Source organism: Pseudomonas sp. MYb60 (genome assembly GCF_002979555.1).
Taxonomy (GTDB): domain Bacteria; phylum Pseudomonadota; class Gammaproteobacteria; order Pseudomonadales; family Pseudomonadaceae; genus Aquipseudomonas.
The window spans coordinates 398,802-418,627 of record NZ_PCOZ01000004.1 but is presented as its reverse complement, the minus strand read 5'-3'; the positions used below and the strand labels follow the sequence as shown (position 1 = coordinate 418,627).

Genomic DNA, 19,826 nt, shown 5'->3' with positions numbered 1-19,826 from the left:
TTCCGTGGCGGCGGTGGCGGCTTCGGCGGCGGCGGGGCCTCGGGAGGCTGGTGATGATAATAATGAGAGAGCAAAGACAACCATGGCTTTACTGACTGAACACGAGCAGCGTCAAGTCGCCGAAGCGATTGCCCGCGTCGAGAAAACCACCGACGCCGAACTGGTGACCGTGCTGGCCGCCCGTGCCGATGACTACGCCTACATCCCGCTGTTGTGGGCCAGTCTGATTGCGCTGGTGGTACCCGGCGTGGTGCATTACCTGTCGGGCTACCTGACCATGTACACCTTGCTGCTGGCGCAATGGGCGACGTTCATCGTGTTGTGCCTGGTGTTCCGTTTGCCCAAGGTCACGACGCGGCTGATCCCCCGTTCGGTGCGCCACTGGCGCGCGTCCAACCTGGCGCGGCGCCAGTTCCTGGAACAGAACCTGCACCACACGTTGGGCAGCACCGGCGTGCTGATTTTTGTCAGCGAGGCCGAGCGTTATGTGGAGATCCTTGTGGATGACGGCATTTCCAAGCGCCTGGATGACAGCAGTTGGGATGTGATCGTGCAGGCGTTTACTCAGCAGGTGAAGCAGGGGCAGACGCTGGCAGGGTTTGTCAGTTGCATCGAGGCCTGTGGGGAGTTGCTCAAGGTGCATGTGCCAGTGACCCAAACACGCAACGAGCTGCCCAATCGCCTGGTCGTACTCGAATAACCCATCCAGCACAGGGCCAAAAGTGTGGGAGGGGGGAAGCCCCCTCCCACATTGGATTTGTGGTGGTCTTGAGAATTGACCGTTGATCAAATTACCCCGTGCCCTAATTCCTTATCCCCCCTAAAATGCCCGGCATTCCCTGCCCGAGGCGTTTTTGTTCATGTCTGTCACCGCTCAACCTGCCAGCGATCACCACGCCCAGTTCATCGAATTGCTCAGCGCGAGTCTCGCGCAGCAGGCCTTTATCAAGCTGGTGCTGGCCAAATACGTCGGTGACGAGGCCGAGTTGCAGCGGCTGATCATCAAGCCGGTGACGGTCAAGGAGCAGGCGTGCCTGTCCTTCGTTTATCGCTACAAGACCCGCGACATCACCAAGAACTTCCCCTTGGCAGACGGCGTGGCGGCGATTGCCGAACTGTTGCCAGCGCAGTTCAAGAACGCGCACCTGCTGTCGCTGACCGATGAAGCCCAGCTGGAGTACAGCAAGAAGAACAAAAGCTCGCTGTTCAAGAGCAAGCCACAGCAACTGCGTGAGGCGCCGACCGCCGAGCACAACCGAGAGAAAAATCGCTTTCTCGACCTGAGCCGGCCATTCCTCGCCGACCTGGGCGTGACCGACGCCCGGCAGGCGCTGATCCCGTCGATGTCGCGCAAGTGGAAGCAAATCAACAAGTTCATCGAAGTGTTCAGCCACGCGCTGACCTCGTCACCGCTCAAGCTGGACCAGCCGGTGCGCGTAGCTGATTTCGGGTCGGGCAAGGGCTACCTGACGTTCGCGATTCACGACTACCTGCGCAACACGCTCAAGGCCGAGGGCGAAGTGACCGGCGTGGAATTGCGCGAAGACATGGTGACCCTGTGCAACACCGCCGCCGCACGCCTGGAGCATCCGGGGCTGGTGTTCAAGTGCGGCGACGTGCGCAGCGTGGCGCCGAGCGCGCTGGACGTGATGATCGCACTGCACGCCTGCGACATTGCCACGGACTATGCGATCCACACCGGCATCCGTTCCGGCGCGTCGATCATCATGTGCTCGCCGTGCTGCCACAAACAGATTCGCCTGCAGATCCAGAGCCCGGCGTTGCTCAAACCGATGCTGCAATACGGTCTGCACTTGGGGCAACAGGCGGAGATGGTCACTGACAGCCTGCGCGCCTTGTACCTGGAAGCCTGTGGTTATGAGACCAAGGTGTTCGAATTCATTTCGTTGGACCATACCAACAAGAACAAGATGATCCTCGCCGTGAAACGCCCGGAGCCGCTGGACAATGCGCAGCTGTTGGCGAAAATCCAGGAACTGAAGGCGTTCTACCACATCACCGAGCACTGCCTGGAAAGCCTGTTGCGTGCCGATGGCTACCTGAATTGAAGTGAACACGGTCCTCTGTGGGCGCTGGCTTGCCTTCGATAGCGGTGTGTCAGTCACCACCGCCATCGCAGGCAAGCCAGCTCCACATTAGACTGAGCCAGCCTTGATTGTCGGGGCTGGCTGCACCGCCGTCTTGCGCCCCAGCATTACCGTCGCGATCACACCGCAGGCAAATACCCAGGTGATCGGTTCGATGTGTTCGCCAAAGAACAACGCCGAAAACGCGATGGTGAAGAATATCTGCAACAGCTGGATCTGGCTGACCCGTGCAATGCCGCCCATGGCCAACCCCGCGTACCAGGCAAAGAACCCGAGAAACTGCGAGAACAGTGACACGTAGCCAAACGCCCACCACGCGCGCATGGAAATGGCGCCTTGGTGCTGCGCCGCCAGGTACCACACCGGTCCGATCAACACCGGGGTCGACAGCACCAGCGCCCAGCAGATCACCTGCCAGCCGCCCATCTCCTTGGCCAACCGGCCACCTTCGGCATAACCCAGGCCGCCCACGGCAATCGCGCCGAGCATCAGCAAGTCACCCGCCTGGATGCTGCCGGCACCGGTGATCAAGGCGTAACTCAACACCAGCGCACTGCCCAGCGCCGCGCAGGCCCAGAAGGCCTTGGACGGCCGCTCGTGGGACAGCCACGCCGCATACAGCGCCACGCACAGCGGTTGCAAGCCGTTGACCAGCGCGCCGTGGGACGCCGGCAAGGTTTGCATGGCCCAGGCCGACAGCACCGGAAAGCCAAGGATCACCCCGGCGATCACCAGGCACAGGCCGCGCACCTGGCGCCAGGTCGGCCATCGCTCACGGCGCCACAGCAGCAGCGCCGCCGCCGGGATCGCCGCAAACAAGGCGCGGCCCAGGCCGTTGAGCAAGGGGTGGATTTCCTGCACCACGATGCGGGTGAAGGGCAGGGTCAGGCTGAAGATGATGACGCCCAGCAGGCCGAGGGCCATGCCGGTGTTTTCGCGCGAACTCATGGAAGGGGACCGAAATCTAGAGGGCTTCAAGGAACGCCCATCTAGCCACAACCCCCGCCAATGTCGGGCTTACAGCTGGATGCGGATTTATCCGTACAGTTTCAAGCCCGTGCTTTGTCGGAACCAGGCTTTTATGCCGAGAGAGCGTGCTGTGGTGAGGCAACTTGCGGTGGCGAGGGAGCGAGCGATTGGCATCCGCCGACAACGGGCCGAGCTCGGAAAGGTCGCTAATCCTATCGAGCATCACTGTCACGTATTTGTATTTTACGGCGGTACGCGCCTGCCTTTTGATCAGCGTTCGACGGGGACTGACAGCGTTGGGTTTCCCAGTGGGTGGGTGCGCGCTGCGAAGAACTGCAGCTCAACACCCGAGCCGTCGAACAACTGCGAATACCGCCGCTTCTGCTGGCGGATAAACCCATCACTGCGCCCCGACACCGAGATTGCCAGTGTCGTCACATTGGCCTGGCGAATCGCGTCCACCAGATGTTTGTCCTGCGTACCCAATTCGTGGCCGAAGATGCACAGCGCACCTTCATGGCCCAGCAACTGCGCATAACAGAACGACAGGTAATCCGAACTGCGGATGGTCTTGAGCTTTTCTTCCACTTTGCCTTCGCTGACAAACAGTGGCACATCGTCCAGGGTCTTGAGGGTGTTGTTGATGGCGAAGCTGCTGAGCAAGGTGCTGTCGGTGGTCGGCAATTTGCGCGCCGTGCCGTCGAGGTTGCGCACCAGGTGCAGGCCGCCGTGCAGGTAGAGGATGCGCGTGGCAGCGGTGTGGGTGTTGCGCAGGTCGAAGCTGGCGTCGGCGTTGCCGAACAGGTCATCGATGCCCGGGGTGTGCAGGATCGCCCAGTAGTTGAGCAAATCGTAGTTGCTGGTGAAAACCGTGGTGTAGTTCGCCAGTTCCGCGTTGATCGTCGCCAAGGTCGACGGCTGCACCAGGCGCCACGGGATGTGTACCGCGTGGATGGTATTGATCAACGCTTCCTTGATTGCGTAGTAGCGGTTGCGCGGCGCCGCCGAGCTGACCGCCAGGGCCTTGTTGACCCGGCTGGTGGTTTTCAGCGCCCCCAGGGCCTGCTCGAAGCTGCGGGTCTGCAGCGCGTCGAACACGCTGAGTTCGGATGGGCTCAGGGGTTTTTCTTCGACGGTGCGTGCGTTTTCGAACAGCGAATCGTAGGCAAAGTCTTCCCAAATGGTACGGCTGGCACCGTTGCCGATCAGAATCCCGCTGAAGTCAGTGCGGCTGCGCAGGGCGCTCCAGTCTTCAAGGTGGGCGTCAATATCCTGGAAATCCTTCATTGCGGCGGGTCTACTCGAAATCGGCTGGACGGTGACTTTATCACGAGCGAGCGTTGATCCTGGTCAAGATGCAGCGGCCATCAGAGGTTGATTCTGTCGGTATAAAGCCTCCGAGGATTCGCCATGAGCAGCACCTTCTTCATTCCCGCCGTCAACATCATGGGCAGCGATTGCCTGGATGAAGCCATGACCGCCATCCGTAACTATGGATTTCGCAAGGCGCTGATCGTCACTGACGCCGGGCTGGCCAAGGCGGGCGTGGCCAGCATGATCGCCGAGAAACTGGCGATGCAGGACATCGATTCGGTGATCTTCGACGGCGCCAAGCCCAACCCCAATGTGGACAACGTCGAGAAGGGCCTGGCGCTGTTGCAGCAGAGCGCCTGCGATTTCGTGGTGTCCCTGGGCGGTGGTTCGCCTCATGACTGCGCCAAGGGCATCGCCCTGTGTGCCACCAATGGCGGGCATATCGGCGACTACGAAGGCGTCGATCAGTCAAGCCAGCCGCAACTGCCGCTGGTGGCGATCAACACCACCGCCGGCACGGCCAGCGAGATGACGCGTTTTTGCATCATCACCGATGACACACGCCATGTGAAAATGGCCATCGTCGACCGCAACGTCACGCCGCTGCTGTCGGTCAACGACCCGGCGCTGATGGTCGGCATGCCCAAGAGCCTCACGGCGGCCACCGGCATGGATGCGCTGACCCATGCCATCGAAGCCTACGTGTCCACTGCCGCCACGCCGATCACCGACGCCTGCGCGATCAAGGCCATTGAGTTGATCAGCGCCAACCTGCGTCTGGCGGTGCGCGATGGCAGCGACAAGGCCGCACGGGAAAACATGGCCTACGCACAGTTCCTCGCCGGCATGGCTTTCAACAATGCGTCCCTGGGTTTCGTGCACGCCATGGCCCACCAGTTGGGCGGCTTCTACGACCTGCCCCACGGCGTCTGCAACGCCGTATTGCTGCCCCACGTGCAAGCCTTCAACGCGAGTGTCAGCGCCAAGCGCCTGAGCGATGTGGCGCGCGCACTGGGCGCCCACATCAAGGGCAGCACCGACGAAGAGGGCGCGCAGGCGGCCATCGCGGCAATTCGCAGCCTGGCCCACGACGTAGAGATCCCCGCCGGTTTGCGAGCGTTGGGCGCCAAGTTGCAGGACATTCCGCTGCTGGCCACTAATGCGCTGAAGGATGCGTGCGGGTTGACCAACCCGCGTCGGGCGGATCAGCGGCAAATAGAAGAGATCTTTCGCAGCGCTTTCTAACGGGGCAGTTGCGAGCGGCAAGCGTTAAGCTACAAGCTGATCTGCATTCAACTTGTCGCTTGACGCGTGCGGCTTGCCGCTGAGGTTCCCTTATGAGAGTTCTGTTGTTCGGCGCCACCGGCATGGTCGGCCAGGGCGTGCTACGTGAGTGCCTGCTGGCCACCGACGTGCAGGAAGTCGTCGCGGTTGGCCGTTCGCCCTTGACTCAGGAACACGGCAAACTGCACCAGGTCCTGCACAGCGACATGCTGGATTTCCAACCGTTGGAAAACCTGCTGCAAGGTTTCGATGCGTGCTTCTTCTGCCTTGGCGTTTCATCGGCAGGCATGAGCGAGGCCAACTATACCCACCTCACTTATGATCTCACCCTGGTCGCCGCGAGTACGCTGGCGCGCCTCAATCCGCAGATGACGTTTATCTACGTGTCCGGTGCCGGCACCGACAGTTCCGAGGCCGGCACGTCGATGTGGGCGCGGGTCAAGGGCAAGACCGAGAACGCCTTGCTGCGCCTGCCGTTCAAGGCGGTGTACCTGTTTCGGCCAGGGGTGATCCAGCCGTTGCATGGCGTGCGGTCGAAGACGCCGTTGTACCAATCCTTTTATGCGGTGCTGGGGCCGGCGCTGTCGTTCGTGCGCCGGGTCAAACCGAGCTGGGTGGTGAGCACCGAGACCGTCGGCCGGGCCATGTTGCAGGCGGCAAGCCATGGCGCACCGCAGCCGGTGGTGGAACCGGCCGGCATCCATCGCCTGTCCGCCGAGCGTCGCTGATGCTGCACAAGAGCCTGGTGCGTCGGCTGGACCTGATCACGTTGCAGTTGTTTGTCGCGGTCTTCGAGGAAGGCACGCTGACCCGCGCGGCTTCCCGTGAAGCCATTGCCGTGTCGGCCGCCAGCAAGCGCCTGATGGAGTTGGAGCAGGTGCTGGGGGTGAGCCTGTTCGTGCGGCGGGCCAAGGGCATGGACCTCACTGCCGCCGGGGAGACCCTGTTGCACCACGCCCGGCAGATGCTGTTCAACGTGGAAAAAATGGGCCTGGAACTGGGCGAGCATAGCCACGGCGTCCGCGGTTATGTGCGCATGCTGGCGAACCTCTCGGCGATCATTCAGTTTCTTCCGGAAGACCTGCGGGACTTTTCCGAGTTGCACCCCGAAGTGAAAACCGACCTCGAAGAACGCCCCAGCAACGGCGTGGTGCAAGGCGTGCTTGATGGGGTCGCGGACCTGGGGATCTGCTCCAGCGACACCGACACCAAGGGCCTGCCTCGCGTGACCTATCGCCTCGACAAACTGGTGGTGCTGATGCCGCCGGACCATCCGTTGGCGGGCCGCGAAGCGGTGGCCTTCGCCGAAACCCTGGACAGCGACTACGTTGGCCTGCACGCCGCCAGTTCGATCAACATGCGCACCCATGCCGCCGCCCGCGAGGCTGGCAAGATGCTGCGCCTGCGCATTCATGTGCCGGGGTTCGATGCGATGTGCCGGATGGTCCAGGCGAACATGGGCATCGGCATCCTGCCGCACAAGGCGTATGAATTGTTCGGTCGCGCATTGGGTTTGCATGCCGTACCGCTGACGGACAGTTGGTCAGACCGCAGTTTGATCCTGGTCGTGCGCGACGAAGCGCAGTTGTCGCCCGTCAGCCGTCTGCTCTTCGACTGCCTGAGTCATGCGCAAGGCTCCGACAGATAATTCGCGGGTCGTTCGCGTTTCGCGAAGGCTCCTTGCCAAGTGACGGTTGGATTTCCACCGCCGCTGACCTCTAGTCTTGGCGCCACATTCCAAGAATAAGAGGTACACCCCATGACGGCTCCCCTGAGCGGTATCAAGGTGATCGAGATCGGCACCCTGATTGCCGCGCCGTTCGCCGCCCGGCTGATGGCCGAGTTCGGCGCCGAGGTGATCAAGATCGAAGCCATGGGCCAGGGCGACCCGCTTCGCAAATGGCGAAAGCTTCACGAAGGCACTTCGCTGTGGTGGTACCTGCAATCGCGCAACAAAAAGTCCCTGGCGCTGGACCTCAAGTCCGCTGAAGGCCTGGACCTGATCAAGCAACTGCTCGGCGACGCCGACGTGCTGATCGAAAACCTGCGGCCCGGCGGCCTGGAAAAACTCGGGCTGGGCTGGGACGTGCTGCATGCCCTCAACCCCAAGCTGACACTGGTGCGTATCTCCGGCTACGGCCAGACCGGCCCTTACCGTGACCGCCCCGGTTTTGGTGCCATTGGCGAGGCCATGGGCGGCATTCGCTATACCACTGGCAACCCGGATTCACCACCGGCGCGGGTAGGCGTAAGCCTCGGTGATTCGCTGGCGTCGCTGCATGGGGTGATCGGCGCGCTGATGTCGCTATTGCGGGTCAAGACTGGCCAGGGCGACGGGCAGATCGTTGATGTTTCCCTCGCCGAAAGCGTGTTCAACCTGATGGAAAGCCTGGTGCCGGAATACGACATGCTCGGCCATGTTCGCGAACGCAGTGGCGGCGCGTTACCGGGCATTGCGCCGTCCAACACCTACCTGACCGCCGACGGCGCGTATGTGGTGATCGCCGGCAACAGTGACCCGATCTACAAGCGCCTGATGCATGCCATCGGCCGTGCCGACCTGGCCGATGCGCCCGAATTTGCTCACAACGATGGCCGTGCGGCCCAGAGCGGCTTGCTCGATGCCGCCATCACCCACTGGACCAGCAGCTTGCCCATCGACCAGGTGCTCACGGCCCTTGAAGCGGCCGAGGTACCGGCGGGGCGCATCTACTCAGTGGCCGATATTGTCAGCGACCCGCACTACCAGGCGCGCGACATGTTGCTCAATGCCGAACTGCCTGGCGGCGTCTCGGTGAAGATGCCGGGCATCGTGCCCAAACTCTCGGACACCCCCGGCGGCGTGAACTGGCAGGGCCCGTCGCTGGGTCAGCACACCGACGAAGTCCTCGGCGGGCTGGGCCTCAGCAGCGCCGATATCCAACGCCTGAAAACCTCGGGAGTGGTGCAATGATCACTGATTATTCCGCGGCATTGATCGTGCAGGAAGTGTCCCCGCGCGATGGCCTGCAGATCGAACCGACCTGGGTCGAGACCGCCGACAAGATCGCCTTGATCGACCAACTGTCCCTCGCCGGTTTTTCGCGGATCGAAGCCGGCTCGTTCGTCTCGCCCAAGGCCATTCCAGCGTTGCGCGATGGCGAGCAGGTGTTTCAGGGCATTGCGCGCAAGCCAGGGGTGATCTATGTCGCGCTGATCCCCAACCTCAAGGGCGCGCAGCGTGCCATCGAGTCTCGCGCCGATGAATTGAACCTGGTGATGTCCGCCAGCCAGACCCACAACCTGGCGAATATGCGTATGCGGTGCGAGGCGTCCCTGGCCGCGTTTGGCGACATCGTCAGCGTTGCCGGTGACCATCCGGTGCGCCTCAATGGCAGCATCGCCACCACCTTCGGTTGCCCGTTCGAAGGCACGATTGATGAAGACCGTGTGCTGCAGATTGTCGAGGCGTACCAGGCACTGGGCATCCAGGGCATCAGTCTGGCCGACACCACGGGCATGGCCAATCCGCGTCAGGTCGCGCGCCTGGTCAAGCGCGTGCTGGCGCGTGTATCCCCGGCTGACCTGACCCTGCACTTTCACAACACCCGCGGCCTGGGTTTGTGCAATGTGCTGGCCGCCTACGAGGCCGGTGCCCGGCGTTTTGATGCTGCGCTGGGTGGCCTGGGGGGGTGCCCGTTTGCGCCGGGGGCGTCGGGCAATATCTGCACCGAAGATTTGGTGAACCTGTGTGACGAAGTCGGGATTCCCACCGGCATCGACCTGCCGCACCTGTTGCAAATGTCCCGCCGCCTGCCGGCCTTGCTGGGCCATGAGTTGCCCGGCCAAGTGGCCAAGGCCGGGCGCAATTGCGACCTGCATCCACCGCCGGCCTACATCGCCGCGTTGTAACACCGCACCAGACAACAACAACAATCGGGCGCCTGTGAGCAGCCCGCTGGAGAAAACCTATGAGCACTAATCCGTTAGAGGCCGGCGCGCGCCCGGTCAGTGAAGTCGATCCAATCAAGGCCGTGGTCAACAAAGTCGCCTGGCGGCTGATGCCGTTGATCATGGTCTGCTACCTGTTCGCGTTTTTTGACCGTATCAACATCAGCTTTGCCAAATTCCAGCTACAGGCCGACCTGGGGTTGAGCAACACCGCCTATGGCTTGGGCGCGGGTCTGTTTGTGGTCGGCTACGTCATCTTTGAAGTGCCGAGCAACATGATGCTCTACAAGGTCGGCGCCCGCCGCTGGATTGCGCGGATCATGGTGTCGTGGGGGCTGGCGACGGCGGCGATGGTGTTCGTCACGGCCGAGTGGCAGTTCTACGCGCTGCGCTTTCTAATCGGCGCCATGGAAGCCGGGTTTGCGCCGGGCGTGCTGTATTACCTGACGCTGTGGTTTCCCCAGGACTTCCGTGGCCGTATCACCTCGATGCTGTTCTTGGCTTCGGCCTTCGCCGGGCTGGTGGGCGCACCGTTTTCCGGGCTGGTGCTGGAGCACATGGACGGCGTGCTGCAGATGCGCGGCTGGCACTGGTTGTTCCTGCTCGGCGGCATGCCGTGTGTGGTTTTGGCGTGGCTGGTACTGACCCGGTTCAAGGACCGTATCGAAGACGCGCCGTGGCTGACCCGCGAGGAAAAAACCCTGCTCTCCAGCCGCATCGCAGTGCACGAGGTGCACAAGAAAGGTTCGCTCCTGCAAGCCCTGCGCATTCCAGGGTTCCTGATGCTGGGGCTGATTTATTTCCTGATTCAGGTGGCGTCCTATGGCCTCAATTTCTGGGCACCGCAATTGATCCGTAGCACCGGGATCGAGAGCTCGGTGGTGATCGGCCTGCTGACTGCCATCCCCTATATCTGTGGGGCAATCACCATGGTGCTGGTAGGACGCTGGTCGGATGCCACCGGTGAGCGGCGCAAGTTCGTCAGCGGCCTGGTGGCGCTGGGCGCGGTGGGTTTCTTTTGCGCCGGGATCTTCGATGACCACACCACGTTCCTGATCATTGCACTGGGTCTGTTGGGCGCCGGCATCATCGCGGCCATCCCGACCTTCTGGACCTTGCCGCCCAAATTGCTCGCGGGTGCGGGTGCCGGGGCGGCGGGAGGGATCGCCTTGATCAACACCCTCGGGCAACTGGGCGGCATTGTCAGCCCGGTCATGGTGGGGCGGATCAAGGACCTCAGCGGCAGCACGACGCCAGCGCTGTATGTGATTGGCGTGTGCGCCCTGATCGCCGCCGCGTTGCTCCTGTGGGGCTTGCCGCAAAAACTACGAACGTCCGACAAGCGCTGACGAATATTCACGCGGCCGCGAGGGCTTTGGCTGGCGCCGCGCTGAATTGAATCAATGCGACGCCTGCCACCAACAACAGCGCCCCCAGCACCCGGGGCGTTGTCAGTTGGCGTTCCACGAGGCCGAACAGGCCGAAGTGATCCAGCAGCATCGAGGCCAGGATCTGCCCAGCCAGTGCCAACGCAATGAACCCCGATGCGCCCAGCGTGGGCAACAGCATCAGTGCCAGGGAAATAAAGCACACGCCAAACGCACCGCCGGCCCACATCCACAGGGGCGCCGTGCTGATAAACGTCCAACTGGGCAAGGGTAACCGCAGCGCCGCAATCACCGGCAGCAGCACGATGATGCTCACCAACAGTGACGCCAGGGTGGCCCATAATGGGTGGCCGAGCCCGCGTCCGAGGTTGGCGTTGATCGCGCTCTGGAACGGCACCACGGCACCCGCAATCATGGCCAGCGCCAACAACCCCATCCACTGCAACGTCGTCATTTCGAATCTCCTGAAGGGTTTTGCTGGACTCTAGGGCATTCGCCGCGCAAATTTAAATTCCAAGTTCTTATGCCGGACATGCAGCTGATGAATGATCTGCGCCGTATCGACCTCAACCTGCTGGTGATCCTGGAGGCTCTGCTCACTGAGCAGCACGTCACCCGTGCCGCTGCGCGATTGCACCTGAGCCAGCCGGCGGTGAGCCACGCCTTGGCGCGCCTGCGGGATGTGCTGGGTGACCCGTTGCTGGTGCGCCAGGGCGGCGGCCTGGTGCCGACGGCCCGTGCGCTGGAACTGGCGAGCCCCTTGGCCGAAGCGCTGGCCCATGTGCGGGCGCTGCTGGCGCCGAATCGCTTCGATCCGGCATCGGCTAAACGTCGGTTTCGAGTGGCAATGTCGGACTACAGCGCAGCCATTTTCCTACCAGGCCTGGTGCGCATGCTGCGCCACGAAGCGCCCGGTATCGACCTGCAAATCATCCAGGCCAGTCGCGAAGGCATGGTCGACGGTATCCTCAATGGCGATCTCGACCTGGCCGCCGGGGTCTTCCCCGACACGCCTGCCGAACTGCGGACCACGTCGTTGTTCGAAGAGCATTACACCTGCCTGGTCGATCGCAGCAGCCTCCCGCCTGATGGCTCGCTGGACCTGGCCACCTACCTGTCGCGCCCGCATGTGCTGCTTGAAATGCGCGGCAGCGGCACCCCGGAGATCGAGCGCGCGCTGACCGCGATCCGTGAGCGCCGGCACGTGGCTGTCAGCTTGCCGCATTGGGGTGTGGCGCCCCAGTTGATCCAGGGCACGGACTTGATCCTGACGGTGTCGTCCCGGGGCTTGCTGAATATTGATCATCCGCATCTGGTGGCTGTACCGCCGCCGTTTCATATCCCCTCGTTCGCCTTTGAACTGGCCTGGCACGCGCGACGGGGAGGGGATTCGGGGTTGCAATGGTTGGCCGGGAGGGTGCAGGCCGTGTGGGTTGAGCCCCCCTCCACGGGCACGTAAAAGTGACCGTTCGTCGTACTGGCAAGTTTTTTCTAAACCTTTGCCGCCCTGAAAATTCGAATTCAAGGCGGGGTGTATGTCCCCGCACTTATTTTTGTTCTGGAGGAACCCACCATGAGCCGCATGGCTATCCGGTTACGCACCGCCAGTTTTGCGATGCTGCTGGGCCTCGGCGCCAGCAATGCTTTCGCCCAGTCGCCTGCTGAATTCATCGAGCAGGCTTCGGCCAAGGGTATGGCCGATATCGAAACCAGTCGCATGGCCCACGCCAAGACCTCGTCCCAGGAAATCAAGGACTACACCATTGAGGTGATCAACGAGCGCACCCTGGCCAATCAGCATCTGGCCGCGATTGCCAAGAAGCTCGACCTGCCAGTGGCACCGCGGGAAAAAATCGTCGACAAGGCAGAAACCCTGATGCCAGAGCTCAAGGACGGCGACTCGTTCGATGCGGCCTACACGGCGCAGCAGGTGAAAGAGAACGAAGACGCCATCGCCCTGTTCAAGCAGGAAGGTGCCGCGTCATCGGTGCCAGAAATAAAAGCACTGGTGGATGAGACGTTGCCCAAGTTGGAAGAGCGTCTGCAGAAGGCCCGTGCCCTGGCATCGACCTACGGTAAAGGGCATCAAGGCGACGGTTGATCACGTCATCGGGATGTAAGCGCGGCGGTTGGATCCTCTCCAACCGCCGTTTTTTATGCCTGGTTCAAATTGGTCTTGCACGGTTCGGCATCATCAGCGGCAGGGCCGCAACTGCTGTTCAAGGTCACAGTGCCGGTATTGCCGATGCTGCGGTATTCCTCTCGCAGTTTTTCCAATGCCTTGCGGTCCAGTCCGTCCAGGCTGAGCACGGCATTTTGTGCGTCGGTGGTGACACGCAGCAGTTCATCGATCTTGATATGCAGGATGTCGTTGTCGCGGTTTTGCGTGTTCTGGATCAGGAACACCATCAGGAAGGTGATGATGGTGGTCGAGGTATTGATGATCAGTTGCCAGGTGTCGTTGTAGTGAAAATACGGCCCGCTCAGGCTCCACGCCAGGATCAATGCCACTGCCGCGTAGAAGGTGCGAGGGCTGCCGGCCCAGCGGGACAGGGATTGGGAGACTGCGGAGAATTTCATGACCGTGTTCCTTGGAAGTGGGTGATGAAACAATGGACCGCAGTGAGTCGTTGAAATTTCTTTTTACAATTTCACGATTCAACCAATGTGCTCACTTTGCCTAAAAGGCCAGTTCCACCTGGCCCATGCCTTCCAGTGCCAGGAGGTATTGCTTTGCCTCCAGCCCTCCTGCAAACCCGGTCAGCCCGCCCGAGGCACCTATTACCCGATGACACGGCGCGATGATCGAGATCGGATTACGCCCATTCGCCGCGCCTACCGCGCGCACCGCTTTGGGGTTGCCGATTTGCCGGGCTATCTGGCTGTAGCTGCGGGTTTCTCCGAAAGGAATGGTCAGCAGCGCCTGCCAGACTTGCTTCTGGAACGCGGTGCCGGTGAAATCCAATGCCAGTTCGAAGTGATGACGGGTGCCGGCGAAATATTCCTTCAGTTGACGTTCGGTCTCCCGCAACACCTGGCTCTCTGGCGCCTCATGCAATTCGCCCAGGCGCACACGGTTGGCTCGTTCGGTTTCCCACAGGATCGCGCTGAGTTTCCCCTCCCGCGCTACCAGGGTGAGCTGGCCGACAGGGGAGGGCATGAGCATGTATTCGTAGGGCATGGGCAGGCTCCTGAGCGTGGGTTTGGTGGAAGTCTAATGCGACTGAGCCGTCGGAGAACTACGTTTCTTGCGGTCAAATCATGCGCCGTCTCAGACGTTCCCATAGAGCCAGTTGGACAGTGGCGCTTACCCGTACAGTCGCGAGATGTAGTACAGCGCCTTGAGAAATGACGCGGTGCTCAGCCCGAGAAAAGACACTGTGTTCAGCACGGTAGCGATCAACGCCATTACCGTTACACGCTGACTGGCATGGCGTCTGGCAAAGCGCACGCCGTATACGGAAGCGGCGAGTGCTGCCAGGGCTGGCAACATTGTCCATGGAAACGGCAGAGGGAGGCGCACGAAGGACACCAGCAGCGGCAAAATGACGACCCAGCCGATGACCTGGCTTAATACCCGTTTCGGACTTTGTTGTTTTTGCTCATGCAATGTCATGATTTTCGTCTCGGAGTGAATAAGCTGCCATCTTTTGGATGATGGCCCCTCACCGCTGTCAGACTTCGCTGAAGGGCCCCTAACGGTCCTGCAGCAGCACCTTCAGCGCGGCCGACGCCAGGAAACCCGAACGGCTTTTTTCTTCCGGGTGATGCAGCACGTACTCGTCGATGCGGTTCAGCAGGAAGCCTGGGAGCGTAATGTTGAGCTTTTGCGCCTTGCCCAGGTATTTGGTGACATCGATGTCCACCAGGGCTCAGGTACAACCGGCGTACTGTGGGTTGGCGGCATGCACGGTGACTTTTTGCGCGCAGGGAATGGGCGCACCGTCTTCGGCGAGGATCTCGAAGTGACCTTCGATGGCCTCACGGGCCATGGCCATGGCGTCGTCCAGGTCGTCACCGGCGGAGAAGCAACCCGCAATGTCCGGCACTTCCACGCCCCAGGCGTGGTCGCTGTCGCCGGTTGAAATTGCAATGGGGTAAAGCATGTCTATTGCCCTCCAGGGACGCTTGACTCAGTAGAGCCTGTTTCAAAATGCTCTTGGCGGTCTTGTCCAACAGGTCTTTCTTGGGGTGAGGGATCGTCACCAGCCCTGGATACGCACCAGATACCCACCGTCCGCAACAAGGTGACCTATCAACTATCGGCTATCCACAACACCTCCTTGTGGTGTGTGATGGTGGTGGCTATAACCACTGAAATTAAATTATCAACACTCTACCTACCAGTGGTCGATGACCGGTCTTTTGGCAGGCGGTCATTGGAGTGTATGAGCGCCTGGGAATGGCGCCAGGGAGAGGTATTGCGGGGTTTTGCGATCGAGTTACTGCGTAGGTAGAACTTGCGCAATGACGGCCGCTCATACCAAGAAAGCGGGGAGCCGAAAAATCCGAAATCCTAGAGGGACGAGGCCAGCGTGAACGGAATGCGCAATGGACCGACCGGTCCTTCTCGCACACCGCACATTTCATCGTGCACGCAGTGCTGCACCAGCACACAAGGAAAGGGCGGAACCCGTTGCAAGAGGTCGCGCAAATGCGTGGTGGAGCCGATTCGCAGCGGCTTGGTGTCATCGCCCAGCAGTGTCATCTGAGCGTTATCCAGCCTGACACGTGCGATATAGAAGCCACCCTCCAGAGACAGTAACTCCAGCTCACGAATTTCACCGTTTGCCGCCAACTCAGTCAGCGTTTGCAGGTCCATGCGTTACCCTCATGCGGATCATTCATTGGCGACGAAAGAACAGCGTGACTTGGCCCCATTCCACGCCAAACTTGGTCATGCTGGAGCGGTTGATCAACGTGTCCTCGTCCATCAGGTACATCCAGTCATCAAAGCTCACCTCGTAGACCGAACCGTCCACCGGCAGGTTGAGTCGGTAGCGCCAACGCAGTGCATTGCCCGCCACTTCGCCGATCGCCTCGCCGATCACATCCCCCGCACGGCCCTTCCAACGCCCCGGGCCATCCGGTGTCAATGTCCACACGCGCTGTTGGCGCGTGCCGTCGCTGTACAGGAAGCGTTCGTCGAGTATCAAGGCATTACCCTCGCGCCGGCTGGCGATATCCACTTCAAAGCGCTTGGTCACCTCACCGGAGCGCTTCTGGAAAATCCCCCAGGCCTTGACGGGCTTGCTGAAGAAACGCTCCAGGTCCAGCTGCGGCTGCTGGTCAACGTAGCGTTCGACGCCTACGTTGGCGCAACTGCTCAAACTCAACACCACTATCAATGAAACCAGTAGACGTATCATGGCTCGACCCCGTGATTGTGCGTCAGCGTATTGGCGTAAGACTTGTACAAAAATATTGATTTGTACAGGTGTTCCCGATGTGTTGACTGAAGCGTCAAATCGCGGCCATAAAAAAACCGACCATCAAGGGCCGGTTTCATGCGTTTCCCCGTCAAAGCACAAGCTGACCAGAATCTGGGTGGAGCGGGTAGAGGGGCTCGAGTGGGCCACGTGGTGCGCGGGTTTCAGGGCTTTTTTTCTGTTGGCTATACAAGTCGCTCTACAAGAATTGTCGGGTCGGCTGACCCCGCGCCGTCTGTCATGACGTCATGTGCCTGGGATCACGACTGCCCGTGGATGAATTAGTTTAAGTGTAAGCAAGTTGCCTATACGTTTATCGATGAAAACGGTCTTCTTCGACACCACGAGCTTTACTGCCACGGTCGGTGACTACCTGACTGACGATGAGTATCGGCGACAAGGATGAAATGGCGAACCTGACCGCTGATCAGGAGAAGGCACTGAAAGCTGCGATTGATACAGAGCTGAAAAAACGAGGTGGAAAATGAAAAAGCGCGATCTGTTTGCAAAACTGATGCAGGGTGTTGGCGAGATGGCTGAACACCGGCAAGGGAAGATTACGCTTCGCCAGTACGAAGTGCAGGCCCTTGCGCCTCCAGAGGTGACGGCTGCTGAGATCATTTCCATCCGTGAAAAACTGCGCATGTCACAGCCCGTATTCGCCCGGCAGATCAGGACCAGTCCTGACACGCTGAAAAACTGGGAGCAGTCGAAGTCCAAACCCAACGCTCAAGCGGCGCTGTTGATCAAGCTGGTTGAGCGCTTCCCGGATATGGTTGAGCGGCTGAACGCTGTTTGAGCCGATTGCACTGTTCCTCGACGGCTGATCCGCGCCCCATTGGGGGCTCGTGCACCGAGGTGAGGGATTAAACCAATGGGCGTACTGCGAGGCAACGCGCGTAATCGCTGAAAGCCCCGTATTAGCTGGGCTGGTCGCTTATATGGAAGCGTGCGGGGGGATGCGGAAAACGAGGAAAAAGCAGAAGTGGAGCGGGTAGAGGGAATCGAACCCTCGTCGGAAGCTTGGGAAGCTACTGTTCTACCATTAAACTATACCCGCTCAGAGCGGCTGACTTTGTACCAGATGTTCGTCAGGATTTGAAGTTTTTCTTGAAAAATGTGTGGGTTACCTGCGAATCGGGCACCTCGGTGTGTCAGTCATACTGAGGTGATGCTATCGCAGGCAAGCCAGCTTCCACACAAGCCAGCTCCCACACAGGCAGGGGATCGCCTATCAAATCGCAAATGCATGCTGTGTCTGGCCTTGGTGATAACGCAATCGGCTGACCTGCCGCTCCGGTTTCAGGAACCCCACCACGGCCTCCCGGGTGTCCCGGCACGCTGCCTTGTGCTCCATGTCGAGAAAGTGCCCGGTAGCCTGCACGGTATTGAAGCTGCTATTGGCCACATGCTGGCCAAACAGCTTGGCATCCTGGGCGCTGGTGTATTCATCCCACTCACCGTTCACGAACAACACAGGAATATCGATCTGCCTGGCTGCCTTGAGGTAGCACAGCCGATCGCTGTTGAGCACGTGGCTGATATGAAAATGCATCTGCCCGTACTCGTGCTCCGCCAGGCTGCTCACGTGCTTGTAGTTGAAGCGCTTGAACAGTGACGGCAGGTGTTTGCCGATGGTGGTGTTGACCAGGTGGCCGACACGATCACGGTCGAGGTTGCCGAGGTAATCGACGCCGCGTTCCAGGTAGTCACGCATGGGCGCGTTGATCACCGGCGAGAACGAACTGATCACCGCCTTCTCGACCCGGCGCGGGCGCTGGGCCAGGGCAATCAGGGTGGCGGCGCCGCCCCAGGAGAAGGACAGCACATGTTCGGCAGCGAAGTGGTCAATGAGCTCGAGAAGAATCTGGCCTTCTGCTTCCTTCGTCAGCATGTGCTCGTGGCGGTTGTGGATTTTTGAACGGCCGGCATAGGGCTGGTCGTACAAAACCACATTGAACTGCGGGTGCAGGCTTTTCACGGTCTGGGCGAAGGAGGCCGTGGTGGCCATGGAGCCATTGACCATGATGATGGTCTTTGCGGCCGATTGCGCGCGGTAGAACTCCGTGTAAACCCGATACTGACCCTGTATATCCAACACAGCGATTTCTGGCCTCATGTCGTAAGACTCCTGGCAAGCGGGTAGGACGCGCAGACAACTCTGCACGAGCTTTATGACAGGTAGGCATACGCCTGGAAGTGGAAGGCCCATGTCGATCCGGTGCAGGCTGGCCGACGGGTATTGTTATGGCGGGCATTTTGCCGGAGGCGCCCACAACTCAAGGGCTGCGGGCAGGCAAAGTGTTTCTTGGAGGTATAGGCGACTCGCCAGTCATAATTTGGCTGGTGATTTTGATTCAAGCAGCAGAGGTGGCACCTCGCAAGGCGACCGAGCGGTTTTTTGTGCCCACCGGCTGAACGGTCGTCAGACCTGTCTGATTTCGTCCTCCGTCAGCGGCCGATACTCGCCGGGCGCAAGGCTCGCATCCAATACCAAAGGTCCCATTCGCTCACGATGCAAGCCGATGACCTTGTTGTCGAAGTGCCCGAACATGCGCTTCACCTGGTGGTAGCGACCCTCGACGATACTCAGCCGTGCGGTGGTCGGGCCCAGCAGTTCCAGCTCGGCGGGTTGGGTGGTGAGGTCTTCGAACGCGAAATACAGGCCTTTGGCAAAGGCAATCGCATACTCAGGGCCGATAGCCTGCTCGGTTTCCACAAGATAGACCTTGGGCAATTTGGTCTGCGGCTGCGTCAGTCGCCGCGACCATTGGCCATCGTTGGTGATCAGCATCAGCCCCGTGGTGTTGAAATCGAGGCGACCGGCAATGTGCAGTTCACCTTTGTCCGATTCGTCCAGTAGGTCCAGGACCGTTGGGTGGTGCGGGTCCGACGTGGCACTCACGCAACCCTGGGGCTTGTGCAGCATGAAATAGCGCGCGGGTTTGCCCGCCTGCAGCACCTCATCGTCGACGCACACGCGACTGAATGCCCGGACCTCGTGATGAGGGTCACTGACGGCAACGCCATCCACCGACACGCGCCGCTCAACCAGCAACAGGCGTACTTGCTGGCGATTGAACCGTGGCAGGTTGCTGAGGAAACGATCAACCCGCATTACGTCGGCTCAGCCCCGCGCAACTGCTCATCCACCTGGGCGCAGCGTGGGCATAGACACGCTTTGTTGCGCAGTTCCAAGGGCAGGGCCTCAAGCACCGCGGGGTCGATGGTGACGCTGTAGCACCAGCAGGCGTGGTCGACCGTGCGAGGGTCTGCCAGCGTGCAATCGTTGCGGGCACCGCAGGCTGGGCAAAGGGTTGGCGTGGTCATGGGCAGGTTCGGGCAAGGTTCCGGAGAATCCCGGTGTGCCTTGCACGATACAGGGCCGACCCGGCGCAGGCTAC

22 protein-coding genes, 1 tRNA gene and 2 pseudogenes are annotated in these 19,826 nt (G+C 60.6%); 11 read left to right on the top strand and 14 right to left on the bottom strand.

Annotation, left to right across the window (positions count from 1 at the left end; all coding sequences use genetic code 11):
- Positions 1-82 precede the first annotated feature (82 nt).
- Both CQ041_RS09800 and CQ041_RS09795 read left to right on the top strand, forming a co-directional pair.
- A complete protein-coding gene (locus tag CQ041_RS09800) occupies positions 83-700 on the top strand; it encodes a TPM domain-containing protein (RefSeq protein ID WP_105522574.1) in 618 nt (205 codons plus the stop codon).
- A gap of 160 nt (positions 701-860) precedes the next feature.
- Complete coding sequence (locus CQ041_RS09795) at positions 861-2,069, top strand: SAM-dependent methyltransferase (protein ID WP_105522573.1); 1,209 nt, start codon at positions 861-863, stop codon at positions 2,067-2,069.
- An 87-nt stretch (positions 2,070-2,156) separates the two neighbouring features.
- Here CQ041_RS09795 and CQ041_RS09790 read toward each other — a convergent pair whose 3' ends face one another.
- Both CQ041_RS09790 and CQ041_RS09785 read right to left on the bottom strand, forming a co-directional pair.
- Positions 2,157-3,056: a DMT family transporter gene (locus CQ041_RS09790; protein WP_105522572.1), complete on the bottom strand. Its 900-nt coding sequence runs from the start codon at positions 3,054-3,056 to the stop codon at positions 2,157-2,159.
- A 291-nt stretch (positions 3,057-3,347) separates the two neighbouring features.
- Positions 3,348-4,364, bottom strand: a complete 1,017-nt coding sequence (locus tag CQ041_RS09785; RefSeq protein WP_105522571.1) for a DUF4917 family protein — start codon at positions 4,362-4,364, stop codon at positions 3,348-3,350.
- Positions 4,365-4,487: 123 nt separating this feature from the next.
- On the opposite strand from CQ041_RS09785, the gene yiaY reads away from it, so the two are divergent.
- The 6 genes from yiaY (at position 4,488) to CQ041_RS09755 (ending at position 10,954) form a co-directional block, all read left to right on the top strand.
- Complete coding sequence (gene yiaY, locus CQ041_RS09780) at positions 4,488-5,636, top strand: L-threonine dehydrogenase (protein ID WP_105522570.1); 1,149 nt, start codon at positions 4,488-4,490, stop codon at positions 5,634-5,636.
- A 92-nt stretch (positions 5,637-5,728) separates the two neighbouring features.
- A complete protein-coding gene (locus CQ041_RS09775; RefSeq protein WP_105522569.1) occupies positions 5,729-6,403 on the top strand; it encodes an NAD(P)H-binding protein in 675 nt (224 codons plus the stop codon).
- Positions 6,403-7,323 carry a LysR family transcriptional regulator gene (locus tag CQ041_RS09770; protein ID WP_105522568.1) on the top strand — a complete coding sequence of 307 codons (921 nt, stop codon included), beginning with the start codon at positions 6,403-6,405 and terminating at the stop codon, positions 7,321-7,323. Before CQ041_RS09775 ends, CQ041_RS09770 begins: the two co-directional genes overlap by 1 nt.
- A gap of 111 nt (positions 7,324-7,434) precedes the next feature.
- Entirely contained in the window at positions 7,435-8,628 is a 1,194-nt protein-coding gene (locus CQ041_RS09765) for a CaiB/BaiF CoA-transferase family protein (RefSeq protein WP_105522567.1), read from the top strand.
- On the top strand, positions 8,625-9,566 hold the full coding sequence (locus tag CQ041_RS09760; RefSeq protein ID WP_105522566.1) for a hydroxymethylglutaryl-CoA lyase: 942 nt from the start codon (positions 8,625-8,627) through the stop codon (positions 9,564-9,566). The genes CQ041_RS09765 and CQ041_RS09760 overlap by 4 nt, the downstream gene beginning before the upstream one ends.
- 59 nt (positions 9,567-9,625) lie before the next feature.
- Positions 9,626-10,954: an MFS transporter gene (locus CQ041_RS09755; protein WP_105522565.1), complete on the top strand. Its 1,329-nt coding sequence runs from the start codon at positions 9,626-9,628 to the stop codon at positions 10,952-10,954.
- 7 nt (positions 10,955-10,961) lie between these two features.
- Here CQ041_RS09755 and CQ041_RS09750 read toward each other — a convergent pair whose 3' ends face one another.
- Positions 10,962-11,447 carry a DMT family transporter gene (locus tag CQ041_RS09750; RefSeq protein WP_105522564.1) on the bottom strand — a complete coding sequence of 162 codons (486 nt, stop codon included), beginning with the start codon at positions 11,445-11,447 and terminating at the stop codon, positions 10,962-10,964.
- Between the two features lie 69 nt (positions 11,448-11,516).
- Between CQ041_RS09750 and CQ041_RS09745 the strand changes: the two genes are divergently transcribed.
- Positions 11,517-12,452 (top strand): LysR family transcriptional regulator, encoded by a 936-nt coding sequence (locus CQ041_RS09745; RefSeq protein WP_105522563.1) that lies wholly within the window; start codon positions 11,517-11,519, stop codon positions 12,450-12,452.
- 114 nt (positions 12,453-12,566) lie between these two features.
- A complete protein-coding gene (locus CQ041_RS09740; protein WP_105522562.1) occupies positions 12,567-13,094 on the top strand; it encodes a DUF4142 domain-containing protein in 528 nt (175 codons plus the stop codon).
- Between the two features lie 53 nt (positions 13,095-13,147).
- Here CQ041_RS09740 and CQ041_RS09735 read toward each other — a convergent pair whose 3' ends face one another.
- The 7 genes and pseudogenes from CQ041_RS09735 to CQ041_RS09705 all read right to left on the bottom strand — a co-directional run bounded on the left by CQ041_RS09735 (position 13,148) and on the right by CQ041_RS09705 (position 16,362).
- Positions 13,148-13,573: a low affinity iron permease family protein gene (locus tag CQ041_RS09735; RefSeq protein WP_105522561.1), complete on the bottom strand. Its 426-nt coding sequence runs from the start codon at positions 13,571-13,573 to the stop codon at positions 13,148-13,150.
- A gap of 100 nt (positions 13,574-13,673) precedes the next feature.
- Entirely contained in the window at positions 13,674-14,174 is a 501-nt protein-coding gene (locus CQ041_RS09730) for a methylated-DNA--[protein]-cysteine S-methyltransferase (protein WP_105522560.1), read from the bottom strand.
- A gap of 126 nt (positions 14,175-14,300) precedes the next feature.
- A complete protein-coding gene (locus CQ041_RS09725; protein ID WP_177429377.1) occupies positions 14,301-14,609 on the bottom strand; it encodes a hypothetical protein in 309 nt (102 codons plus the stop codon).
- Positions 14,610-14,688: 79 nt separating this feature from the next.
- Positions 14,689-15,099 (bottom strand): annotated as a pseudogene (locus tag CQ041_RS09720) (type II toxin-antitoxin system HicB family antitoxin).
- A 28-nt stretch (positions 15,100-15,127) separates the two neighbouring features.
- A pseudogene (locus CQ041_RS26540) lies at positions 15,128-15,252 on the bottom strand (addiction module toxin, HicA family); the annotation flags it as partial.
- A gap of 257 nt (positions 15,253-15,509) precedes the next feature.
- Positions 15,510-15,815: a DUF6482 family protein gene (locus CQ041_RS09710; protein ID WP_105522559.1), complete on the bottom strand. Its 306-nt coding sequence runs from the start codon at positions 15,813-15,815 to the stop codon at positions 15,510-15,512.
- 22 nt (positions 15,816-15,837) lie between these two features.
- Positions 15,838-16,362 carry a DUF3833 domain-containing protein gene (locus tag CQ041_RS09705; protein ID WP_105522558.1) on the bottom strand — a complete coding sequence of 175 codons (525 nt, stop codon included), beginning with the start codon at positions 16,360-16,362 and terminating at the stop codon, positions 15,838-15,840.
- Between the two features lie 544 nt (positions 16,363-16,906).
- On the opposite strand from CQ041_RS09705, the gene CQ041_RS09700 reads away from it, so the two are divergent.
- Positions 16,907-17,221, top strand: coding sequence for a DNA-binding transcriptional regulator (locus CQ041_RS09700; RefSeq protein ID WP_105522557.1), 315 nt, complete (start codon positions 16,907-16,909; stop codon positions 17,219-17,221).
- A 187-nt stretch (positions 17,222-17,408) separates the two neighbouring features.
- Here the strand turns inward: CQ041_RS09700 and CQ041_RS09695 are convergent.
- From CQ041_RS09695 to CQ041_RS09680, 4 genes are all read right to left on the bottom strand, one after another.
- Positions 17,409-17,482: transfer RNA gene (locus CQ041_RS09695), tRNA-Gly, on the bottom strand.
- Positions 17,483-17,656: 174 nt separating this feature from the next.
- Positions 17,657-18,541: an alpha/beta fold hydrolase gene (locus CQ041_RS09690; protein WP_105522556.1), complete on the bottom strand. Its 885-nt coding sequence runs from the start codon at positions 18,539-18,541 to the stop codon at positions 17,657-17,659.
- Between the two features lie 306 nt (positions 18,542-18,847).
- Complete coding sequence (locus tag CQ041_RS09685) at positions 18,848-19,540, bottom strand: 16S rRNA pseudouridine(516) synthase (protein WP_105522555.1); 693 nt, start codon at positions 19,538-19,540, stop codon at positions 18,848-18,850.
- The gene (locus tag CQ041_RS09680) at positions 19,540-19,752 is read right to left on the bottom strand and encodes a cysteine-rich CWC family protein (RefSeq protein ID WP_105522554.1); all 213 of its coding nucleotides are present in this window, start codon (positions 19,750-19,752) and stop codon (positions 19,540-19,542) included. Before CQ041_RS09680 ends, CQ041_RS09685 begins: the two co-directional genes overlap by 1 nt.
- Between the last annotated feature and the right edge of the window lie 74 nt (positions 19,753-19,826).

Bases quoted from the DNA above. Each gene is read 5' to 3' on its own strand.
- CQ041_RS09800 (WP_105522574.1), top strand. From the start codon at position 83: ATGGCTTTACTGACTGAACACGAGCAGCGTCAAGTCGCCGAAGCGATT.
- CQ041_RS09795 (WP_105522573.1), top strand. From the start codon at position 861: ATGTCTGTCACCGCTCAACCTGCCAGCGATCACCACGCCCAGTTCATC.
- CQ041_RS09790 (WP_105522572.1), bottom strand. From the start codon at position 3,056: ATGAGTTCGCGCGAAAACACCGGCATGGCCCTCGGCCTGCTGGGCGTC.
- CQ041_RS09785 (WP_105522571.1), bottom strand. From the start codon at position 4,364: ATGAAGGATTTCCAGGATATTGACGCCCACCTTGAAGACTGGAGCGCC.
- yiaY (WP_105522570.1), top strand. From the start codon at position 4,488: ATGAGCAGCACCTTCTTCATTCCCGCCGTCAACATCATGGGCAGCGAT.
- CQ041_RS09775 (WP_105522569.1), top strand. From the start codon at position 5,729: ATGAGAGTTCTGTTGTTCGGCGCCACCGGCATGGTCGGCCAGGGCGTG.
- CQ041_RS09770 (WP_105522568.1), top strand. From the start codon at position 6,403: ATGCTGCACAAGAGCCTGGTGCGTCGGCTGGACCTGATCACGTTGCAG.
- CQ041_RS09765 (WP_105522567.1), top strand. From the start codon at position 7,435: ATGACGGCTCCCCTGAGCGGTATCAAGGTGATCGAGATCGGCACCCTG.
- CQ041_RS09760 (WP_105522566.1), top strand. From the start codon at position 8,625: ATGATCACTGATTATTCCGCGGCATTGATCGTGCAGGAAGTGTCCCCG.
- CQ041_RS09755 (WP_105522565.1), top strand. From the start codon at position 9,626: ATGAGCACTAATCCGTTAGAGGCCGGCGCGCGCCCGGTCAGTGAAGTC.
- CQ041_RS09750 (WP_105522564.1), bottom strand. From the start codon at position 11,447: ATGACGACGTTGCAGTGGATGGGGTTGTTGGCGCTGGCCATGATTGCG.
- CQ041_RS09745 (WP_105522563.1), top strand. From the start codon at position 11,517: ATGCCGGACATGCAGCTGATGAATGATCTGCGCCGTATCGACCTCAAC.
- CQ041_RS09740 (WP_105522562.1), top strand. From the start codon at position 12,567: ATGAGCCGCATGGCTATCCGGTTACGCACCGCCAGTTTTGCGATGCTG.
- CQ041_RS09735 (WP_105522561.1), bottom strand. From the start codon at position 13,573: ATGAAATTCTCCGCAGTCTCCCAATCCCTGTCCCGCTGGGCCGGCAGC.
- CQ041_RS09730 (WP_105522560.1), bottom strand. From the start codon at position 14,174: ATGCCCTACGAATACATGCTCATGCCCTCCCCTGTCGGCCAGCTCACC.
- CQ041_RS09725 (WP_177429377.1), bottom strand. From the start codon at position 14,609: ATGACATTGCATGAGCAAAAACAACAAAGTCCGAAACGGGTATTAAGC.
- CQ041_RS09710 (WP_105522559.1), bottom strand. From the start codon at position 15,815: ATGGACCTGCAAACGCTGACTGAGTTGGCGGCAAACGGTGAAATTCGT.
- CQ041_RS09705 (WP_105522558.1), bottom strand. From the start codon at position 16,362: ATGATACGTCTACTGGTTTCATTGATAGTGGTGTTGAGTTTGAGCAGT.
- CQ041_RS09700 (WP_105522557.1), top strand. From the start codon at position 16,907: ATGAAAAAGCGCGATCTGTTTGCAAAACTGATGCAGGGTGTTGGCGAG.
- CQ041_RS09690 (WP_105522556.1), bottom strand. From the start codon at position 18,541: ATGAGGCCAGAAATCGCTGTGTTGGATATACAGGGTCAGTATCGGGTT.
- CQ041_RS09685 (WP_105522555.1), bottom strand. From the start codon at position 19,540: ATGCGGGTTGATCGTTTCCTCAGCAACCTGCCACGGTTCAATCGCCAG.
- CQ041_RS09680 (WP_105522554.1), bottom strand. From the start codon at position 19,752: ATGACCACGCCAACCCTTTGCCCAGCCTGCGGTGCCCGCAACGATTGC.